At 32.6% G+C, this 16,226-nt stretch carries 17 protein-coding genes and 1 tRNA gene; 5 read left to right on the plus strand and 13 right to left on the minus strand.

Going from position 1 to position 16,226, the window contains the following annotated elements; all coding sequences use genetic code 11:
* Window positions 1-69 precede the first annotated feature (69 nt).
* Window positions 70-933 carry a rhomboid family intramembrane serine protease gene (locus ACM55I_RS03100; protein WP_416845310.1) on the plus strand — a complete coding sequence of 288 codons (864 nt, stop codon included), beginning with the start codon at window positions 70-72 and terminating at the stop codon, window positions 931-933.
* 44 nt (window positions 934-977) lie between these two features.
* A complete protein-coding gene (locus tag ACM55I_RS03105; RefSeq protein ID WP_416845311.1) occupies window positions 978-2,024 on the plus strand; it encodes an endonuclease/exonuclease/phosphatase family protein in 1,047 nt (348 codons plus the stop codon).
* 12 nt (window positions 2,025-2,036) lie between these two features.
* Here ACM55I_RS03105 and ACM55I_RS03110 read toward each other — a convergent pair whose 3' ends face one another.
* From ACM55I_RS03110 to ACM55I_RS03140, 7 genes are all read right to left on the minus strand, one after another.
* The gene (locus ACM55I_RS03110; protein ID WP_416845312.1) at window positions 2,037-2,663 is read right to left on the minus strand and encodes a WbqC family protein; all 627 of its coding nucleotides are present in this window, start codon (window positions 2,661-2,663) and stop codon (window positions 2,037-2,039) included.
* A gap of 88 nt (window positions 2,664-2,751) precedes the next feature.
* A complete protein-coding gene (gene lepB, locus ACM55I_RS03115) occupies window positions 2,752-4,362 on the minus strand; it encodes a signal peptidase I (protein ID WP_416845313.1) in 1,611 nt (536 codons plus the stop codon).
* A 43-nt stretch (window positions 4,363-4,405) separates the two neighbouring features.
* The gene (gene lepB / locus ACM55I_RS03120; RefSeq protein ID WP_416845314.1) at window positions 4,406-5,959 is read right to left on the minus strand and encodes a signal peptidase I; all 1,554 of its coding nucleotides are present in this window, start codon (window positions 5,957-5,959) and stop codon (window positions 4,406-4,408) included.
* A gap of 58 nt (window positions 5,960-6,017) precedes the next feature.
* On the minus strand, window positions 6,018-6,728 hold the full coding sequence (gene dapB / locus ACM55I_RS03125) for a 4-hydroxy-tetrahydrodipicolinate reductase (protein ID WP_416845315.1): 711 nt from the start codon (window positions 6,726-6,728) through the stop codon (window positions 6,018-6,020).
* 59 nt (window positions 6,729-6,787) lie between these two features.
* Window positions 6,788-7,348, minus strand: coding sequence for a DUF5683 domain-containing protein (locus ACM55I_RS03130; RefSeq protein ID WP_416845316.1), 561 nt, complete (start codon window positions 7,346-7,348; stop codon window positions 6,788-6,790).
* The gene (locus ACM55I_RS03135) at window positions 7,348-8,247 is read right to left on the minus strand and encodes a ParB/RepB/Spo0J family partition protein (RefSeq protein ID WP_416845317.1); all 900 of its coding nucleotides are present in this window, start codon (window positions 8,245-8,247) and stop codon (window positions 7,348-7,350) included. The genes ACM55I_RS03130 and ACM55I_RS03135 overlap by 1 nt, the downstream gene beginning before the upstream one ends.
* Window positions 8,248-8,251: 4 nt before the next feature.
* Window positions 8,252-9,019 carry a ParA family protein gene (locus ACM55I_RS03140; RefSeq protein ID WP_416845318.1) on the minus strand — a complete coding sequence of 256 codons (768 nt, stop codon included), beginning with the start codon at window positions 9,017-9,019 and terminating at the stop codon, window positions 8,252-8,254.
* A 434-nt stretch (window positions 9,020-9,453) separates the two neighbouring features.
* Between ACM55I_RS03140 and ACM55I_RS03145 the strand changes: the two genes are divergently transcribed.
* Together ACM55I_RS03145 and trxB are read left to right on the plus strand one after the other, a co-directional pair.
* Window positions 9,454-9,528, plus strand: a tRNA-Pro gene (locus ACM55I_RS03145).
* 131 nt (window positions 9,529-9,659) lie between these two features.
* Entirely contained in the window at window positions 9,660-10,607 is a 948-nt protein-coding gene (gene trxB, locus ACM55I_RS03150) for a thioredoxin-disulfide reductase (RefSeq protein ID WP_416845319.1), read from the plus strand.
* Window positions 10,608-10,753: 146 nt separating this feature from the next.
* Here trxB and ACM55I_RS03155 read toward each other — a convergent pair whose 3' ends face one another.
* The 5 genes from ACM55I_RS03155 to ACM55I_RS03175 form a co-directional block, all read right to left on the minus strand.
* Window positions 10,754-11,587 (minus strand): GIN domain-containing protein, encoded by an 834-nt coding sequence (locus tag ACM55I_RS03155; RefSeq protein ID WP_416845320.1) that lies wholly within the window; start codon window positions 11,585-11,587, stop codon window positions 10,754-10,756.
* Between the two features lie 87 nt (window positions 11,588-11,674).
* Window positions 11,675-12,415 carry a head GIN domain-containing protein gene (locus ACM55I_RS03160; RefSeq protein WP_416845321.1) on the minus strand — a complete coding sequence of 247 codons (741 nt, stop codon included), beginning with the start codon at window positions 12,413-12,415 and terminating at the stop codon, window positions 11,675-11,677.
* A 2-nt stretch (window positions 12,416-12,417) separates the two neighbouring features.
* Window positions 12,418-14,154 carry a PspC domain-containing protein gene (locus ACM55I_RS03165; protein WP_416845322.1) on the minus strand — a complete coding sequence of 579 codons (1,737 nt, stop codon included), beginning with the start codon at window positions 14,152-14,154 and terminating at the stop codon, window positions 12,418-12,420.
* 2 nt (window positions 14,155-14,156) lie between these two features.
* Window positions 14,157-14,489, minus strand: coding sequence for a PadR family transcriptional regulator (locus ACM55I_RS03170; RefSeq protein WP_039110051.1), 333 nt, complete (start codon window positions 14,487-14,489; stop codon window positions 14,157-14,159).
* A 146-nt stretch (window positions 14,490-14,635) separates the two neighbouring features.
* Window positions 14,636-15,091 carry a DUF4870 domain-containing protein gene (locus tag ACM55I_RS03175; protein ID WP_416837048.1) on the minus strand — a complete coding sequence of 152 codons (456 nt, stop codon included), beginning with the start codon at window positions 15,089-15,091 and terminating at the stop codon, window positions 14,636-14,638.
* A 250-nt stretch (window positions 15,092-15,341) separates the two neighbouring features.
* Here ACM55I_RS03175 and ACM55I_RS03180 point away from each other — a divergent pair, with 250 nt between their 5' ends.
* A complete protein-coding gene (locus ACM55I_RS03180) occupies window positions 15,342-15,794 on the plus strand; it encodes a DUF4442 domain-containing protein (protein WP_416845323.1) in 453 nt (150 codons plus the stop codon).
* 81 nt (window positions 15,795-15,875) lie between these two features.
* On the opposite strand, the gene ACM55I_RS03185 is transcribed toward ACM55I_RS03180, so the two are convergent.
* Entirely contained in the window at window positions 15,876-16,160 is a 285-nt protein-coding gene (locus ACM55I_RS03185; protein ID WP_416845324.1) for a hypothetical protein, read from the minus strand.
* Window positions 16,161-16,226: the final 66 nt, after the last annotated feature.

The following is a 16,226-nucleotide window of genomic DNA, read 5'->3' on the forward strand; positions in this document are numbered from 1 at the left end:
GGAATTAATTTTCATTTGTACGGTTCTGTTTTAAGGCTATTATGAATGACATTAAAAACGAATTAAATTATGAATATTATAGACGATCTTAAATTACAATACAAAATAGGAGGAGTAGCAATTAGGCTAATCTTCTGGAATGTTCTTTGTTTTTTAGTTTCATTATTGTTTTTTTATAATTTTAAGGTTGGCGCATTTGATTTTCCAAGTTGGATGGCACTTTCCTCAGAGCCTTCTAATTTTATTATAAAACCTTGGACCTTTTTAACATATGCGTTTCTACATGATGGTTTTTTGCATTTGTTTTTTAATATGATGGTTTTGAACTTTTCGAGTACTTTATTTTTGACATTTTTTACTCCAAAACAATATTTTGGGTTGTATATATTGAGCGCTATATTTGCTGGAATAGCTTTTGTTACCGGATATTATTTCTTGAATTTAAGTTCGGCTATTGTTGGAGCTTCGGCTGCAATAATGGCTATTTTAGTTGCTACAACAACGTATCATCCTTTGATGAATGTGAGATTACTGTTAATAGGTAATGTAAAACTATGGCATATTACTTTTGTAATTATTCTGATTGATTTAATGCAGTTTCGATTAGAAAATACTGGAGGTCATATTTCTCACCTTTCAGGAGCTTTTTTTGGATTTATTTTCATTAAATTGCTCCAAAATGGAATTGATTTAAGTAAAATAGTTTCTTGTTTTTTAGATTTTTTCACTAATTTATTTTCAAAATCTTCTTCCAGGCCCTTTAAAGCAGTCCATAAAAATTATAGCAAACCAGTTGAAAAAAGTACTTCAAGAATAATTACAAAAGACAAGGCGCAGCAACAGATTGATGAGATTTTGGATAAAATAAGTCAATCCGGTTATGATAGTTTAACCAAAGAAGAAAAAGAATTCTTGTTTAAAGCGGGGAAGTAAATTGGTAGTTTCCAGCGTTCAATCTGCAGAAAAAAAACTAAAAAATGAAAAATCTTTCGTGGTTCAATAAAGGTATGTTTATTTTAAATATGATGCTCACTATAGTGACATTCATTGCTTATGTTTTCCCTTTTTTAGCTCCGAAATCTTTCCCTCTTTTGTCGGTATTGACACTTTTTATGCCACTTTTTTTTATTTTGAATGGGTTATTTTTTGTTTATTGGGCATTACAGTTTAAAAAAAGAATGTTTGTTTCCGGTTTAGTTCTTTTGATAGGAATTACTTTTATAAATAAATTTTATAAATTTTCTACAACGGACTTTCCAGTCGAAGAGAAGGATTTTACGGTAATGAGTTATAATGTTCACCTGTTTAATGTGTTCAAGTGGATTGATAGAGATGATGTTCCTGCCGAGATTCTAACGTTTATAAATGAAAAAAATCCTGATATTTTGTGTATTCAGGAATATTCTTCTTCAGCTAATATTGATTTAAAAGTATATCCACATCGATATATTTTTACAGATGGAAACAATATTAAAAGTGGGCAGGCTATTTTTTCTAAATTCCCTATTATTGACCAAGGAAATATTATTTTTCCGAACTCAACTAATAATGTTGTTTTTGCAGATATTAAAAAAGGAAAAGATGTCATCAGGGTTTATAATATGCATTTACAATCCTTAAAAATATCTCCTGATGTTAATGAAATTGATGAGAATATTGAATCAATTAATCAGGATAAATCTCAAATGATGTTCAAAAGAATTAGTGTTGCTTTTAAACAGCAACAAGAGCAAGCAGAGATTTTTATGGAACATAAAAAGGATTGTAAATATCCTATTATAATTTGTGGAGATATGAATAATAGTGCCTTCTCTTATGTTTACCGTAGTATTAAAGGTAAGCTTAAAGACAGTTTTGAAGAAGCTGGAAAAGGTTTTGGTGTCACTTATAAATTTAGATATTATCCTGCCCGTATCGATTATATATTTGCTGACGAAAAAATTGCTGTCAAGAAATTTGAAAATTTCCCCGAATTTATAAATTCCGATCATTTTCCTATAATGGCCAGATTATCTTTCGAATAAAACTGTTGGAATCTATTTTATTATAAGGTCTTGTTGCTTCAAATAATCCATTGCATATTTCCCTTCATTAAATAATAAATCCAGAATGCTTAAATTATTAATGAAACCATATTTGTCATCAAAAACCTGTGTGTATGTTTCAAAGGAAGAAGGATCCTTTTTTCCATCTACCAAAAATCTGAAGTCTTTTATGGCATTTGTATCTACTTCATGAAAATATTCGGTAGTTTTAGAATATTCCAGTTTCATTCGCAAACACTTAGTTAAAACAGCTAAAGATTCAAAATTTAAATCTAAGAGAAAGGTGTATTTTTTTTCGAATATTGGACGTAAATCATCTTCGAAAAATTCAAAAAAGGGAGAGCTTCTGTATGCTGCTTCCAGTGATTTAAAATGTTGTTTTTGCCAATCAAAATCAGTTTCTATTTTTATATCTTTTGTTTTTTGATGACTTTCTTTCGAATGCTTTACAGGGATATTCAATAACTGAATCCCATTTGGACTATAAATATAAGTTCGGTTGCGATTGGTTTGTTTCTGGAAATTATCGGCTATTTCAAATGTAATACTTTCAGATTGTGCCATGGCCGCAAAATGACTAATCGATGGGAAATAGGTAGGATGTAATAGTGTGTTCATGTTTGTCTAAAGTTTTTAAAGTAATAAAGTCAAAAGTTTTAAAGTTTGATAATATAAACTTTAAAACTTTTGACTTTGAAACTTTTAACTAATTATTTTTCTCTTTTCTTTTTTTCCAAAAATACTCACCAACAAAAAAGGCGGCAAGAGCGATTAAGAAATGAATTAAATAAGATTTAGGCTCTCCATTTGTATTTACGAAAGAAAAAACTCGATTCCATCTTATTTTTTGAATTCCTTTTCCATCTTTATCCCAACTAAACCAAATGAATACGGGTTTGCCAACTATATGATCAAAAGGAACATATCCCCAAAACCTTGCATCTAAAGAATTTTGACGATTATCTCCCATCATCCAATAATAATCTTGCTTAAAAGTATAGGTGCTAACTGGTTTTCCGTTTATTATAATTTTGTCACCGTTAATCAGTAATGTGTTTTTTTCGTATTCCTGTATGATGCGTTTATAAAATGGGAGTGTTTTTTTATCTAATTTAACTGTCTCTCCTTTTTTTGGAATATAAATTGGTCCAAAATTGTCTATGTTCCATCCTAACGAATGAATATGAGGAAATACATCTCCATCTTCTCCCTTTGGAAGTAAAAACTTTTTGACATCTTTAACTACGGGATTGTTTGCTATTCTGTTTGCTTCGTTATCGGTTAATGTTAATATATATTCTCCATTATTGGTCAATGCAAAATCTCCATTCCCGTTCTTTAAACCATCTCTAGCACCATACATGTTTACTAGCGAATTTTGATCCATACTTGTACCTTGAGTATTTACAAAAAAATTATATTGGAGTTTTGCACTTTCTGGTAATTTAGTTGGTTTTCCATTGATGTAAATCTTCCCTTCACGAATCTCCAAAGAATCTCCGGGTATTCCAACACAGCGTTTTACTAAATTTGTTTTTTTGTCAATCGGTTTGTAATAATTTCTTTTTGGTTTAAAATTATCCATATCCAATAAAGTATCCGCGGGTTGATTAAACACAACAATTTCATTGCGTTTAATCGTTTCAATCGAAGGGAATCTAAAATATGGTAATTGAAACTTGTTCAAAATCGAAGTTTCCTTTTTTGTAATATCATCATTGAATAGGTATGACTTAACTCCTAAAAAGGGGATTGAATCATGAACCATAGGTAGCGCAATTGTAGTCATAGGAGTTCTTGCTCCAAAATTTAATTTACTCACAAATAAATAATCGCCAATGTATAATGTTTTTTCTAATGAAGAAGACGGAATCGTAAATGGCTGTATAAGATAAGTATGAACCAAAGTAGCAACAATGATAGCAAAAAGTAAAGAGCTAATGGTATCTGCTGTTTTGTTTTCAGGATGTAAGCTCCTGTCAGCTTTATAATCTAACTTTTGAGTATAGTTGATATAATAGATATAGAATCCAAAAGTTATTATGCCTAAAAAAGTATCTAAATAAGATTTTTTTCCAAAACTTCTCAGTGTTTCAACCCAAATTACAGGGAACATAATGAGATTTATAATCGGAATAAAAAGTAAAACCGTCCACCAAGTGGGACGGCCTATTATTTTCATTAAAACTATAGCATTATAAACTGGAATGACTGCTTCCCATCTTTTTCTACCTGCGCTTTCGTATAGTTTCCAAGTCCCTAAAAAGTGAACGACCTGAATGATTAGAAAAAAAAGAAACCACTGATTTAGTGTCATGATATTTGTTTATAGTTTAAAGTTTTTTAGATTTGAGTTTTAGTTAGAGGTCCTTTTTCTCTTTTCTTTTTTTCCAAAAATATTCTCCAATAAAGAAGGCAACTAAAGCAAGTAGGAAAATTTTAAAATATGATTGCGGTTGGCCTTCACCGCTAACAGTTGTGAAAACTCTATCCCAACGAATTTTATTTAATCCTTTTCCATGTGGGTCAATACTTAGCCATATGAAAATTGGTTTTCCTACGATGTGATCTTCAGGAACATAACCCCAATAACGGCTGTCTTCAGAGTTATGACGGTTGTCTCCCATCATCCAATAGTAATTTTGGTCGAAAGTATAATTATTAACTACTTTACCATCAATTCTAATTTCGCTTCCATTAACTTTTAAATCTTTTTTCTCATATTCAGAGATAATCATTCTGTAAAATGGTAGCGTTTCGGTGGTCAATGCAACAGTTTTCCCTTTTTGAGGAATATAAATCGGACCAAAATTGTCACGGTTCCATTTGTTGATATGAGGGAATATCCCATCTTCAACACCTTTTGAAATTTGTCTGGTAACAGATACCACTCCGGGAACATTTTTTAACCTTTCCGCTCCGGCAGCAGTAAGTGCTTTTAAGAATAATGTGTCTCTTAAATCACTTTTAAAGCCTGCATCATCCGTAACATCTAATTCTTTTAATAGAGATTCGAAATCGATTGGTGTTTTTTTGTCCAATGCTACTGCATACGAAAACTGAGGTTTTGCTCTTTCCGGTAATTGTAATATTGTACCATTGATGTAAACGATGCCGTCTTTTATAGACAAACTGTCACCGGGAATACCAACACATCTTTTTACGTAATTCGATTTTTTATCAACGGGCTTATATGCTCTTCTTTTTGATGTGTCAAAAAATTTATAAACGGTATCGACCGGCCAGTTGAAAACTACAATATCTGTTCGGTTTATATTTTGAATGCCAGGTAATCTGAAATAAGGTAATTGTGGCCAACTTAGATACGATTTACTTTTAGTCAAAGGAATTGAATCGTGAACCATTGGCAAAGCCACAGTGGTCATAGGGACTCTTGCTCCATAATTCATTTTACTCACAAATAAAAAGTCACCAATTAACAATGATTTCTCCAGTGATGATGTAGGAATGGTATACGGTTGAATAAAATATGTATGCACTAAAGTAGCTACAATAATTGCAAAAAGTAACGAGCTAATGGTATCTGCCGTTTTATTTACAGGCTGTAAACTTCTGTCGGTTACGTAATCTAATTTATGCGTGTAATTAATATAATAGATATAAAAACCAAAAGTAATTATGCCTAAAAAGGTATTTAAAGAAGTTCTTTTTCCAAAGCTTCTTAAAGTTTCAACCCAAATTACAGGAAACATTATAAGGTTAATGATAGGTATAAAAAGTAAAATAGTCCACCAAGTAGGGCGACCTATTATTTTCATTAACACGATGGCATTATATACTGGAATAGCAGCTTCCCAACGTTTTCTGCCAGCAGCTTCATATAACTTCCAAGTTCCTAAAAAGTGAATAATCTGAACCAGAAGAAAAAACACAAACCATTGATATAGTGTCATAATAATGTTATTTTGTTAATCGTTTATTAGATGAATTAAAATTTATTATCTAATTCGTCTATTGAATTTTATCTAAATCTAATACGTCTTTCATTGTGAAAACGCCTTGTTTACCCACAATCCATTCGGCTGCAATCACTGCACCAAGAGCAAAACCTTCACGATTGTGTGCCGTATGTTTTATCTCTATAGCATCTACAGATGAATTGTACGTTACCGTATGAGTCCCGGGAACAGTACCAATTCTTTTGGTTTCGATATGAATTTGATTTGGTTCAGGATTTTCTAATGTCCAATTGGTGTATGAACTATTTTCGATAACTCCTTTTGCTAATGAAATTGCAGTTCCACTTGGTGCATCCAGTTTTTGAGTATGATGAATTTCTTCCATTTCTACTGTGTAGCTGTCGAATTTTGACATGATTTTTGCCAAATATTCATTGAGCTCAAAGAAAATATTTACGCCTAGGCTAAAGTTTGAACTGGAAATAAAGGCTCCGTTTTTTGCTGCGCATAGTGCGAGCATTTCATCATAATGTTCCAGCCAGCCCGTAGTTCCTGAAATCACAGGTACATTGGCATGAAAACAACTGGAAATATTGCTAACTGCGGCAGTTGGAACACTGAAATCGATCGCTACATCAGCATTTGAAAGCCCATCATAAGTATTGAATTCATCTTTTTTCAAAACGATTTCATGACCTCTTTCAAGAGCAATTCTTTCTATTACCTGACCCATTTTTCCGTATCCTAAAAGCGCAATTTTCATTTGTTTTAATTTTTTAAAATTTAAATAATCAATAACCTGACAGGTTGTTTGTCTTGTAGTTAAAAATTATAATTAAGAGTTAGTCCGAAGTTTGTTTTGAATGTTACATCATTTGGATAAATAATTGGTCTTACGGATAAGTTTTCATCAACATTAAATTGTATTAATGCAGCATCCACATTAGCATCCACAATATTCAATGCATAAAATGCCAAAGTGACTAAAGCAGACAAATCCCTATTTCTTTGATAGAATTTTTGACCGGCAATCAATCTGGTTTTGTCCAGATAAGCATAATTGTCATCCGTGTAACCTTCTAATCTTCTTTTATAAGCATCTCTATATTGATGGTATTTTTTATTATTATCAATATAAAAATACAAACTGGTTCCAATAGCTCCGTAAACGAGCGGTATTTTCCAGTATTTTTTGTTGTAAGCTTGTCCCAATCCTGGTAAGACAGCCGAATAAAATGCTGCTTTTGCAGGGGTTAAAGGATCTATATCATTCGATTTCAAAGTGTCTTTCGCCACCAAAACAGCATCGGTTTTCGTTTGTGCAAAAACAGTAGTGTTTCCTGTTATAAAAAGGAATAGACCTATGAAAATGATTTTATGCACTACTCGTTTATTAGTTTGATAATTCTGTTGAAGTCTTCCTCCGAATGAAATGGGATAGTAATTTTTCCTTTACCGTTTCCGGCTACTTTCACATCTACTTTGGTACCAAAATAATTTGTAAAAGTACTTTTGTGAGCATCTGCAATTTCAAACGAAGCCGCTTTAGGTTTTCCTGCAGGTTTAGGTTTTAAACTTTCCTGATAATTTTTTACCAAAGCTTCCGTGTCGCGAACCGAAAGGTTTTGACTAACGATTTTTTGATAAATATCAGTTTGAATATCTTGGTCTTCAATGTTGATTATTGCACGACCATGCCCCATACTGATAAAACCATCACGAATTCCGGTTTGGATTATTGGATCCAGTTTTAAAAGTCTCAAGTAATTAGCAATTGTAGAACGTTTTTTTCCTACACGTTCACTCATCTGTTCTTGAGTCAGCTGAATTTCATCGATCAAACGTTGGTACGAAAGTGCAATCTCAATTGGATCTAAGTCATGACGCTGAATATTTTCAACCAATGCCATAACCAGCGATTCATTATCATTTGCAATACGAATGTAAGCAGGAACGGTAGTCAATCCCACAAGAGTTGACGCACGAAGACGGCGCTCACCCGAAATCAATTGGTATTTATTGAAGTCTAATTTACGTACGGTAATGGGCTGAATAACGCCTAATTCTTTGATAGAAGTGGCTAGTTCTCTCAATGATTCCTCATTGAAATTACTTCTGGGCTGAAACGGATTTATTTCAATCGCATCAATTTCAAGCTCAATAATATTTCCTACAACTTTATCGGCATTTTTATCGTTTACGGATTTTATATCGTTTTCCGGATCTTTTAACAATGCGGATAATCCTCTTCCTAAGGCTTGTTTTTTTAGTGCTTTTGCCATAAAACTATTTACTGTTTTTCTTTATAACTTCTTGAGCAAGGTGCAAGTAATTAGTAGCTCCTTTGCTTGTGGCATCGTAGTTTATTATACTTTCTCCAAAGCTTGGCGCTTCGCTCAGTTTTACATTTCTTTGAATAATGGTATCAAAAACCATGTCGTTGAAATGTTTTTGAACCTCTTCAACTACTTGGTTAGATAAACGCAATCTCGAGTCAAACATGGTCAATAATAAGCCTTCGATGTCTAAATCCGGATTGTGAATTTTTTGGATGCTTTTTATCGTATTCAATAATTTCCCTAAACCTTCTAGTGCAAAATACTCACATTGAATAGGAATAATTACAGAATCAGCAGCAGTCAAAGCATTTAAGGTAAGCAATCCCAGCGATGGTGCACAATCGATGATGATAAAATCGTAATCATCTTTGACACTTTCCAATGCTTTTTTAAGCATATATTCCCTATTTTCTTTATCTACTAATTCGATTTCAATGGCAACAAGATCAATATGTGACGGAATTACATCCACATTTGGAGCAGAACATTGTATGATGGCCTCTTTCGGAGTATGACTATGTTCCAGAATTTGATAGGTACCTATTTCAACAGATTCAACATCAATACCCAATCCAGAAGATGCATTCGCTTGTGGATCAGCATCAATAAGTAATACTTTCTTTTCTAAAACCCCCAATGAAGCTGCAAGATTTACTGACGTTGTAGTCTTTCCAACTCCACCTTTTTGATTAGCAATCGCGATGATTTTGCCCATTTATTTTTCTAAATTTTGAACCGTAAAAATACAATTATTTATGGTTTCTAAAAATCTATTTTGTTAACATTTGTTAAAGCTTGATTAGTCGTTATTTGACAGATTATAATTTTTTAAAACGAATATGATTTTCTGGAGCTATTTCAGCTGTTCATTTCAATCCCGTTACTTCGGGACTGTAGCCTACTCCTACGTTTTTTCGGAAGCCATAAAAGGAGCTTACTTTGGTCGCTCTTTTATGTCAAGAAAAAATAGGGGGTTGTTCGGCGAAGCTTTTTACTGCCATCTGGGCTAGGAGAGTTAGGGTTTAATGCTGTTTTGTGTTGTCCATTTCTTTTAGGTTTTCGAACTATTTTTGCACCAAATAAATTTATTTCTTATTTTCAAAATAGTTTTGGAGAAGCAAAAAATAGTTGTATATTTGCACCCGCTTTCGGGGTGTAGCGTAGCTCGGTTATCGCGCCTGCTTTGGGAGCAGGAGGCCGCAGGTTCGAATCCTGCCACCCCGACTAAAAATCCTTTCTGTCTCAACAGAAGGGATTTTTTTATTATAGAATAACAAAAACTGATTATTCAGCTTCTATAATACAGCAATTATAACTTATTTTTGTCCTGTTAAAAATTATAATATAATCGTACTATGTCTGATACAATAGAAAAAATTAAATGTCTTATTATAGGTTCTGGTCCAGCAGGTTATACTGCAGCGATTTATGCCGCCAGAGCTAATATGAATCCAGTTTTATACCAAGGAATCCAACCTGGAGGCCAATTGACAACAACCAATGAAGTAGAGAACTTTCCTGGTTATGTTGATGGAGTTACAGGACCTGAAATGATGGTTCAATTACAAGCGCAAGCACAACGTTTTGGTACTGATGTGCGTGATGGTTGGGCTACTAAAGTAGATTTTTCAGGAGATATTCATAAAGTTTGGATCAATGACACTAAAGAATTGCATTGTGAAACCGTAATTATTTCAACCGGAGCGTCTGCTAAATATTTAGGGTTGCCTTCAGAACAACATTATTTAAAAATGGGTGGTGGCGTTTCTGCCTGTGCTGTTTGTGACGGTTTTTTCTATAGAAACCAAGAAGTAGTAATTGTTGGAGCTGGAGATTCAGCTTGTGAAGAAGCACATTATTTGTCAAAACTTTGTAAAAAAGTAACCATGTTGGTGCGAAGTGAAAAATTCAGGGCTTCTAAAATCATGGAAGAACGCGTTCGTAAAACAGAGAACATAACTATATTAATGAATCACGATACTGTTGAAGTATTAGGTGACGAACAAGTTGTTGAAGGGGTAAAAGCTTTAAATAAAACGACAGGTGCCATTTTTGATATTGAAGCTACCGGTTTCTTTGTCGCTATTGGTCATAAACCAAATACAGATATTTTTAAAGACTATATTACTTTAGACGAAACAGGATACATTATCAATACTCCTGGGACTTCAAAAACGAATGTTGATGGAGTTTTCGTAGCCGGTGATGCCGCAGATCATTTATACCGTCAGGCAATTACTGCTGCTGGAACAGGTTGTATGGCTGCTCTGGATGCCGAAAGATATTTAGCTTCTAAAGAATAAAGTCAATTAGATTTTTTTAATCTTGCTAACTTTTCAAAATGAAAAAGTCCCATTTGCCTTAGTAAGTGGGACTTTTTGTTGGTTAGGAGATAAATTATTTAGTCCAAGTTTTGCTCCCCTCCTTCGGAGGGGTTGGGGAAGATTTTTTATTTTAGTTTTTTTATCAATTTAGCCTCATCGATAAATTTCCTGATTTCAATTTTTGGAGTTCCTAAAAGTTGAATTTCTGATTTATTAGCAGCATCAATAATTACTGCTGTTGTTGCGTTTAAACTGCAATTGGAATAGCTTTCGGTGGTGACATCGGCATTTTTTAGAATTAGTTTATTCCCTGTTAAGTTTGAATTATTATCCAATCGGATAATTGCATTGGTTGCATCACCTTCAATAGTTGCATTTGATTTTTGGTACATATCAACTTTCAAATCAATAGCAGTAACTAATGCTTTTAAAGAAGAATTTTTACTTAATTCAACAATTGCGCTTTCTGATTTTAAATTCAGTTCGGTCTTTGATTTATCATCCGCTTGTAATATGAAATTTTTAGCATTGACATTCAAATAAAGTTGGGAAAAATCATGGGCTTTAAATGTTAAATTGTCTAGTTGAATTTCTTGTATTGCATTTATAGTCGATTCATTTTTTGAAGTTATCAAATTTAAATCTTTAGTATAAGTAACCCTTACAATTAGTTTTTTATAATTTACGGCTTCTTTAGTGGTATAAATACGAAGTGTTTTGTCTCTTAAATCGAATGAAATAATATCATGTAAATTGTCATCTGCTTCAATTTTAAGTTCCGTTTTTTCTCCTCTTTCTAAATGAACTTCGAGATTGTCTTCAACTTCTAACGCTTCAAAATTGCCAACTTCCTTTTGTTCAATGGTTACCGTTTTTGATCCTTTTGTTTTATCTTTTTTTTGAGCCAATGTCAATGTGGTTGTTAAAAGGAGTAGGAGTATAGCAGTATATTTTTTCATTTCATTTGGATTAGGATGTATACAAATATAAAAAAATCATCCACTTTTGATGGATGATTGATCTTATTTTTAAAGTAAATAGTTTTATTATTCCTGATGAATGCTTCCTCCGGAATTTGCTTCTTTTTGAATTGATTTAGGAACTGTATTATAACTTACGGACGCTCCGCTAGATGCTTGTGCATTCAGGCTAACAATTGGATGAACATGGACAGATGCGCCACTTGAAGCCTCAACACTGATTTCATTTGCCAATAAATCTTTGGCATCTATTGTACTGCCGCTTGATGCTTCAGTATCAAGTTTAAGTGCTTTCCCATTTATGTTAATAGTGCTGCCGCTACTGGCTTCGCCAAAAATAGCATCGGATTCAATATTTACATCTATTGAGGCCGCGCTTGAGGATTCCAGTTTAATGTTTTCCCCTTTCAATGTATTGCTACTTTTGATTGTAGCTGCACTGGAAGCCTCTAGTCGATCAATAACAGGCATTTTTACCGTTACTTTTTTTGATTTTATATTGTTGAAAGAATTGAAATCACAAGCAATAATAAGAACACCGTTTTCCACTTTGGTGGTGATTTCTTTCTGCAAATTGTCATCTGCTTCAACAATAATTTCTGTTTTGTCTGATTGTTCAATGACAAGCTCTATGGCATTGCTGACTTCAACACTTTTAAAATCGCCTTGTACAATTCGTTTTTCGGTTGTCACATGGCCACTTCCTTCTATTGATTTCATGTTTATCATATGATTACATGATGCAAATAATAAGGCAGTTAAAGTGACAATAATGAATTTTGTGATTAATGTGATGATTTTTATCATGGCTATTTGGTTTTAATGATAATGCCGTCTTTATTAATTTTTAATTCTTGAATGTTGTTTTTTGAGTTAATGATAGTGTCATTTTTTACTGAAACTCCTTCTTTGTTGATTGTAACAGATGTTTGACTGCTGTCATTGTCCGTATCATTATCTACGTCATCATATTCATTTTCATCAGCAGGACAATTCAAACATTTTATTTGTGAGTTTTCTACTTTATAAATGTAGTTGTCAGAACTGTAATGTAAGTTGAAGAATGAATCATCGGACCTGTCGTAATCCTGAACCGATGAATCTGGTTTCAATAAAGTTCCTTCAGGTAAGTATAAGAAGATTTCCACTTCCTGATCACGAAATTTATTACTCACTTCAGTCAATAAATAATTGTCAAGAATAACATGATTTCCTTCAATTTTAATAGCATACTTTATTTTTTCAGCTCTTAGTTTAGCGTCTTGAAATGATTTTCCTCTTGCCATTTTCTCAATCTGAATGAATGGTAATTTCTCATCAGTATGTAAAATTTGGAATCTCACATTATTGGAATAAATTAATTGAGCATTTGCAGAATCCTGTACAAACTTGAAGTTTTCTCTGTCATTAATACTTTTTGTGTAATAATCATTGTATCTGAATTTTACATATAAAGTGTCAGTTGGCATTAGATTAATAGTTTCTTTTTGAACTGTTTTTCCTTCGTATGCCACTTCAGATGCTTGTTTTATTCCAATTGAAATTAGGGTTGCTATAGCAATTATCCAAAGTGCCAACAGCGTATATTTTGCAATATTTCCTATTGACTTCATAGTAGGAGACAATAATTTGAAACCTAAAAGAGTCAAGAAAAAGAACGGAATTCCAACTGCAAAGAACATCAATAATCCAAATGACCATATTGGATAATCAGTAAAATTTCCCGCTTCAATAAAACTTTGCCAAGGCACATCGATAAAATTAGAAGAACCTAAAGTAAAAACGGCTATCAGTAAACAAATTAAAGTTGCAATTCCGGTGATAATCAAAATCACTCCTAAAAATTTTGCAAAAACTTTAAAAACTGTCATGATAAAATCACCAAATGAGTTTCCTATTTTGCTGGCGCCCGTTTTTATTTGATTACCATATTTGTCGTAATCTACATTTTTTATTTTTCCTGAAACGCTTTCAAACTCTTCTCTAACTTTTTTTTCGATATTCGAAATGTTAACCGGTTCTCCAGTCATTTCTAGTTTTTCTGAAGTCGTAATGGCTTCTGGTGTTACAATCCAAAGGATAATATAAGCAAGAATACCAGTTCCAAATCCAGCAAAAACTAATAATAGAAGAACAATTCTAATCCAAACTGAATCGATTCCAAAATAGTGCCCTAATCCTGCAGCAACACCGCCAATCATTCCTTTTTCTTTATCTCTGTACAATTTTTTTGATCTTCTATTAGTGTTGTCACTATATGTTTGAGAGCCTTTCAATTCATCTTCAATGATGTAATCTTCAGGTTGTCCCATTACAGCAATTACCTCATCTACATCTTTTAATCCTACAACGTGTTTGTCGCTTTTTTGTTTCTCGTTCAATAATTCCGAAACACGCATTTCGATATCTTTTATAATTTCATCGTGCCCTGATGAATTCGATAAAGAACGTTTTATAGCATCAAAGTATCGTGTTAATTTTTGGTATGCATCTTCATCTATATGAAAGAACATTCCGCCTAGGTTTATATTTACAGTTTTGTTCATGACTATTGTTTTTGGTTGGTTATAAGGTTTACGGCATCAGATAATTCAGTCCAAGTACCACTAAGTTCGTTTAAAAAAGTTTGTCCTATTTCGGTTAGACCATAGTATTTTCTTGGTGGTCCTGATGTTGATTCTTCCCAACGGTAGTTGAGTAATCCATCGTTTTTCAATCTTGTAAGTAATGGATAAATGGTTCCCTCCACGACTAACAATTTAGCGTTCTTCAAAGTGTCTAATATTTCCGATGTGTAGGCATCTTTTTCTTTCAATACGGATAAGATGCAAAACTCGAGAACACCTTTACGCATCTGGGCTTTTGTGTTTTCAATGTTCATAATTTCTTTTTTTTAATTTTTGGTTGATTAAACTATTCATTTTTTGATTGATGATTGATTTTTTTTTGGAGCTTATTCCTGCTTTCCATTTCAAACGAAGTTCACTGAACTCCAATGAAAATAGATTTTAAGTGAAGTAATCTTTTTTATTTAATAAACGGAATCGTAATTGGGTAGTTGTATTTTTCACCATTTGATGTTTTTATGGAAGCATAAATGATTAAAAAGAATTCAGCCACTTTCAAAAGTCCAAAAATCAAAACAGCTACTAAACCTACTGTTAACAATCCGATGTTACCCTCAAAACTAAAATTTCTTAAAATAATATCGTGATCATTTATTAGCGCCTCAAAAGGAATATTCTTTAAGAAAGTAATTAGAAAGATAGGAACAGCTATCATAATTAGTACTAAAGAATACAATAATAAACTCAATTGAAAATTCAGCACTTGTTTTCCATTATGATCTACAAATTCTGATTTGTCTTTTTTTGAAGACCAAATCAATATTGGAAAAATGTAATTCCCAAAAGGAATAAAATATTGAGTTAATGCACTCAAATGAGTAAATGTAGCGGTGTTTTTTTCAGTTGTTGTTTCCATGATTAAAAGTATATAGTAATTTCTTATGCAAATTTATAGCTAAAAGACAGTATCTTGTTTCGCATAGTACCAAATATTAACAAAACATTAACAATATGTTTTTATATGTATGCATAGTATTTTTTTGTATTTTAGCAAAAAAAGCAGCAATAATCAACTCGCGATGATTCAATCCCGAAGCTTCGGGACACAAAAGATAATGAAGAATGGCGATACCATAATTCCTATAAAAAACAAATAGTAGCTACATATGAAACTTACCGTATCAAAACTTAATAAATTTTTATTATTCAAATTACCATCGGCATTTATCTGTGGCGTACGTGTAAAAGAGATAGACGAGCATAAATGTGTAGTTTCAGTAAAACACCGCTGGATTAACCAAAATCCATTTAATTCTATGTATTTTGCTGTGCAAGCTATGGCTGCTGAGCTTTCTACGGGAGCTTTGGTTATGTATCAAATTCAAAAAAGCGGCAGAAAGATATCGATGTTAGTGGCTAACAACAAAGGAAATTTCACAAAGAAAGCGACAGGAAGAATCACTTTTACTTGTAAAGATGGTTCTTTAATAGAAAAAGCCATTCAAGAAACTATTGCTAGTGGAGAAGGGCAAACCTTTTGGATGAAATCCATTGGAACAGATGAAAAAGGAGTCCAAGTATCCGAAATGGATTTTGAATGGAGTGTAAGAGTTAAATAAAACGCTTGTAAATTAGTGTAATAGGAATTATAAAAAAGAAAAACGCCTCTAAATTTAGAGGCGTTTCATTTTTAAAGTAAGTTATGCTTTTTTAGCACAGCATTTTTTTCCTTCGGCTTTGGCCATTGTAGTACTACATTTTTTACCTTCAGCTTGCGCCATTTTTGCGTCGCATTTTTTACCTTCAGCTTTGCATTTAATTTTGCATTTTTCCACTTCTGCCGCAGTCATTGTTTTTTCATTCGAATCTGCTTTTGCACAACAAGATTCTTTTTTAGCTTTTTCTTTTGCAACTGGTTTAGCATCTTGTGCGCTGGCACTGATTGTAAATAAAAGTATTGCTAAAAGGGTACCTATTTTTTTCATTTTTGTAAAGTTAAAATTGTAATTATTGTTTTGTTCAAAAATTAATTGGAATTAATTCTTCAAATA

It is taken from the genome of Flavobacterium algoris (genome assembly GCF_048158525.1).
Classification (GTDB): domain Bacteria; phylum Bacteroidota; class Bacteroidia; order Flavobacteriales; family Flavobacteriaceae; genus Flavobacterium; species Flavobacterium algoris.

Excerpts from the sequence above, each read along its gene's own strand:
- ACM55I_RS03100 (WP_416845310.1), top strand. The coding sequence starts at position 70 with ATGAATATTATAGACGATCTTAAATTACAATACAAAATAGGAGGAGTA.
- lepB (WP_416845313.1), bottom strand. The coding sequence starts at position 4,362 with ATGACACTAAATCAGTGGTTTCTTTTTTTTCTAATCATTCAGGTCGTT.
- trxB (WP_416845319.1), top strand. The coding sequence starts at position 9,660 with ATGTCTGATACAATAGAAAAAATTAAATGTCTTATTATAGGTTCTGGT.
- ACM55I_RS03110 (WP_416845312.1), bottom strand. The coding sequence starts at position 2,663 with ATGAACACACTATTACATCCTACCTATTTCCCATCGATTAGTCATTTT.
- ACM55I_RS03175 (WP_416837048.1), bottom strand. The coding sequence starts at position 15,091 with ATGGAAACAACAACTGAAAAAAACACCGCTACATTTACTCATTTGAGT.
- ACM55I_RS03165 (WP_416845322.1), bottom strand. The coding sequence starts at position 14,154 with ATGAACAAAACTGTAAATATAAACCTAGGCGGAATGTTCTTTCATATA.
- ACM55I_RS03140 (WP_416845318.1), bottom strand. The coding sequence starts at position 9,019 with ATGGGCAAAATCATCGCGATTGCTAATCAAAAAGGTGGAGTTGGAAAG.
- ACM55I_RS03135 (WP_416845317.1), bottom strand. The coding sequence starts at position 8,247 with ATGGCAAAAGCACTAAAAAAACAAGCCTTAGGAAGAGGATTATCCGCA.
- dapB (WP_416845315.1), bottom strand. The coding sequence starts at position 6,728 with ATGAAAATTGCGCTTTTAGGATACGGAAAAATGGGTCAGGTAATAGAA.
- ACM55I_RS03180 (WP_416845323.1), top strand. The coding sequence starts at position 15,342 with ATGAAACTTACCGTATCAAAACTTAATAAATTTTTATTATTCAAATTA.
- ACM55I_RS03160 (WP_416845321.1), bottom strand. The coding sequence starts at position 12,415 with ATGATAAAAATCATCACATTAATCACAAAATTCATTATTGTCACTTTA.
- ACM55I_RS03155 (WP_416845320.1), bottom strand. The coding sequence starts at position 11,587 with ATGAAAAAATATACTGCTATACTCCTACTCCTTTTAACAACCACATTG.
- lepB (WP_416845314.1), bottom strand. The coding sequence starts at position 5,959 with ATGACACTATATCAATGGTTTGTGTTTTTTCTTCTGGTTCAGATTATT.
- ACM55I_RS03170 (WP_039110051.1), bottom strand. The coding sequence starts at position 14,489 with ATGAACATTGAAAACACAAAAGCCCAGATGCGTAAAGGTGTTCTCGAG.
- ACM55I_RS03185 (WP_416845324.1), bottom strand. The coding sequence starts at position 16,160 with ATGAAAAAAATAGGTACCCTTTTAGCAATACTTTTATTTACAATCAGT.
- ACM55I_RS03105 (WP_416845311.1), top strand. The coding sequence starts at position 978 with ATGAAAAATCTTTCGTGGTTCAATAAAGGTATGTTTATTTTAAATATG.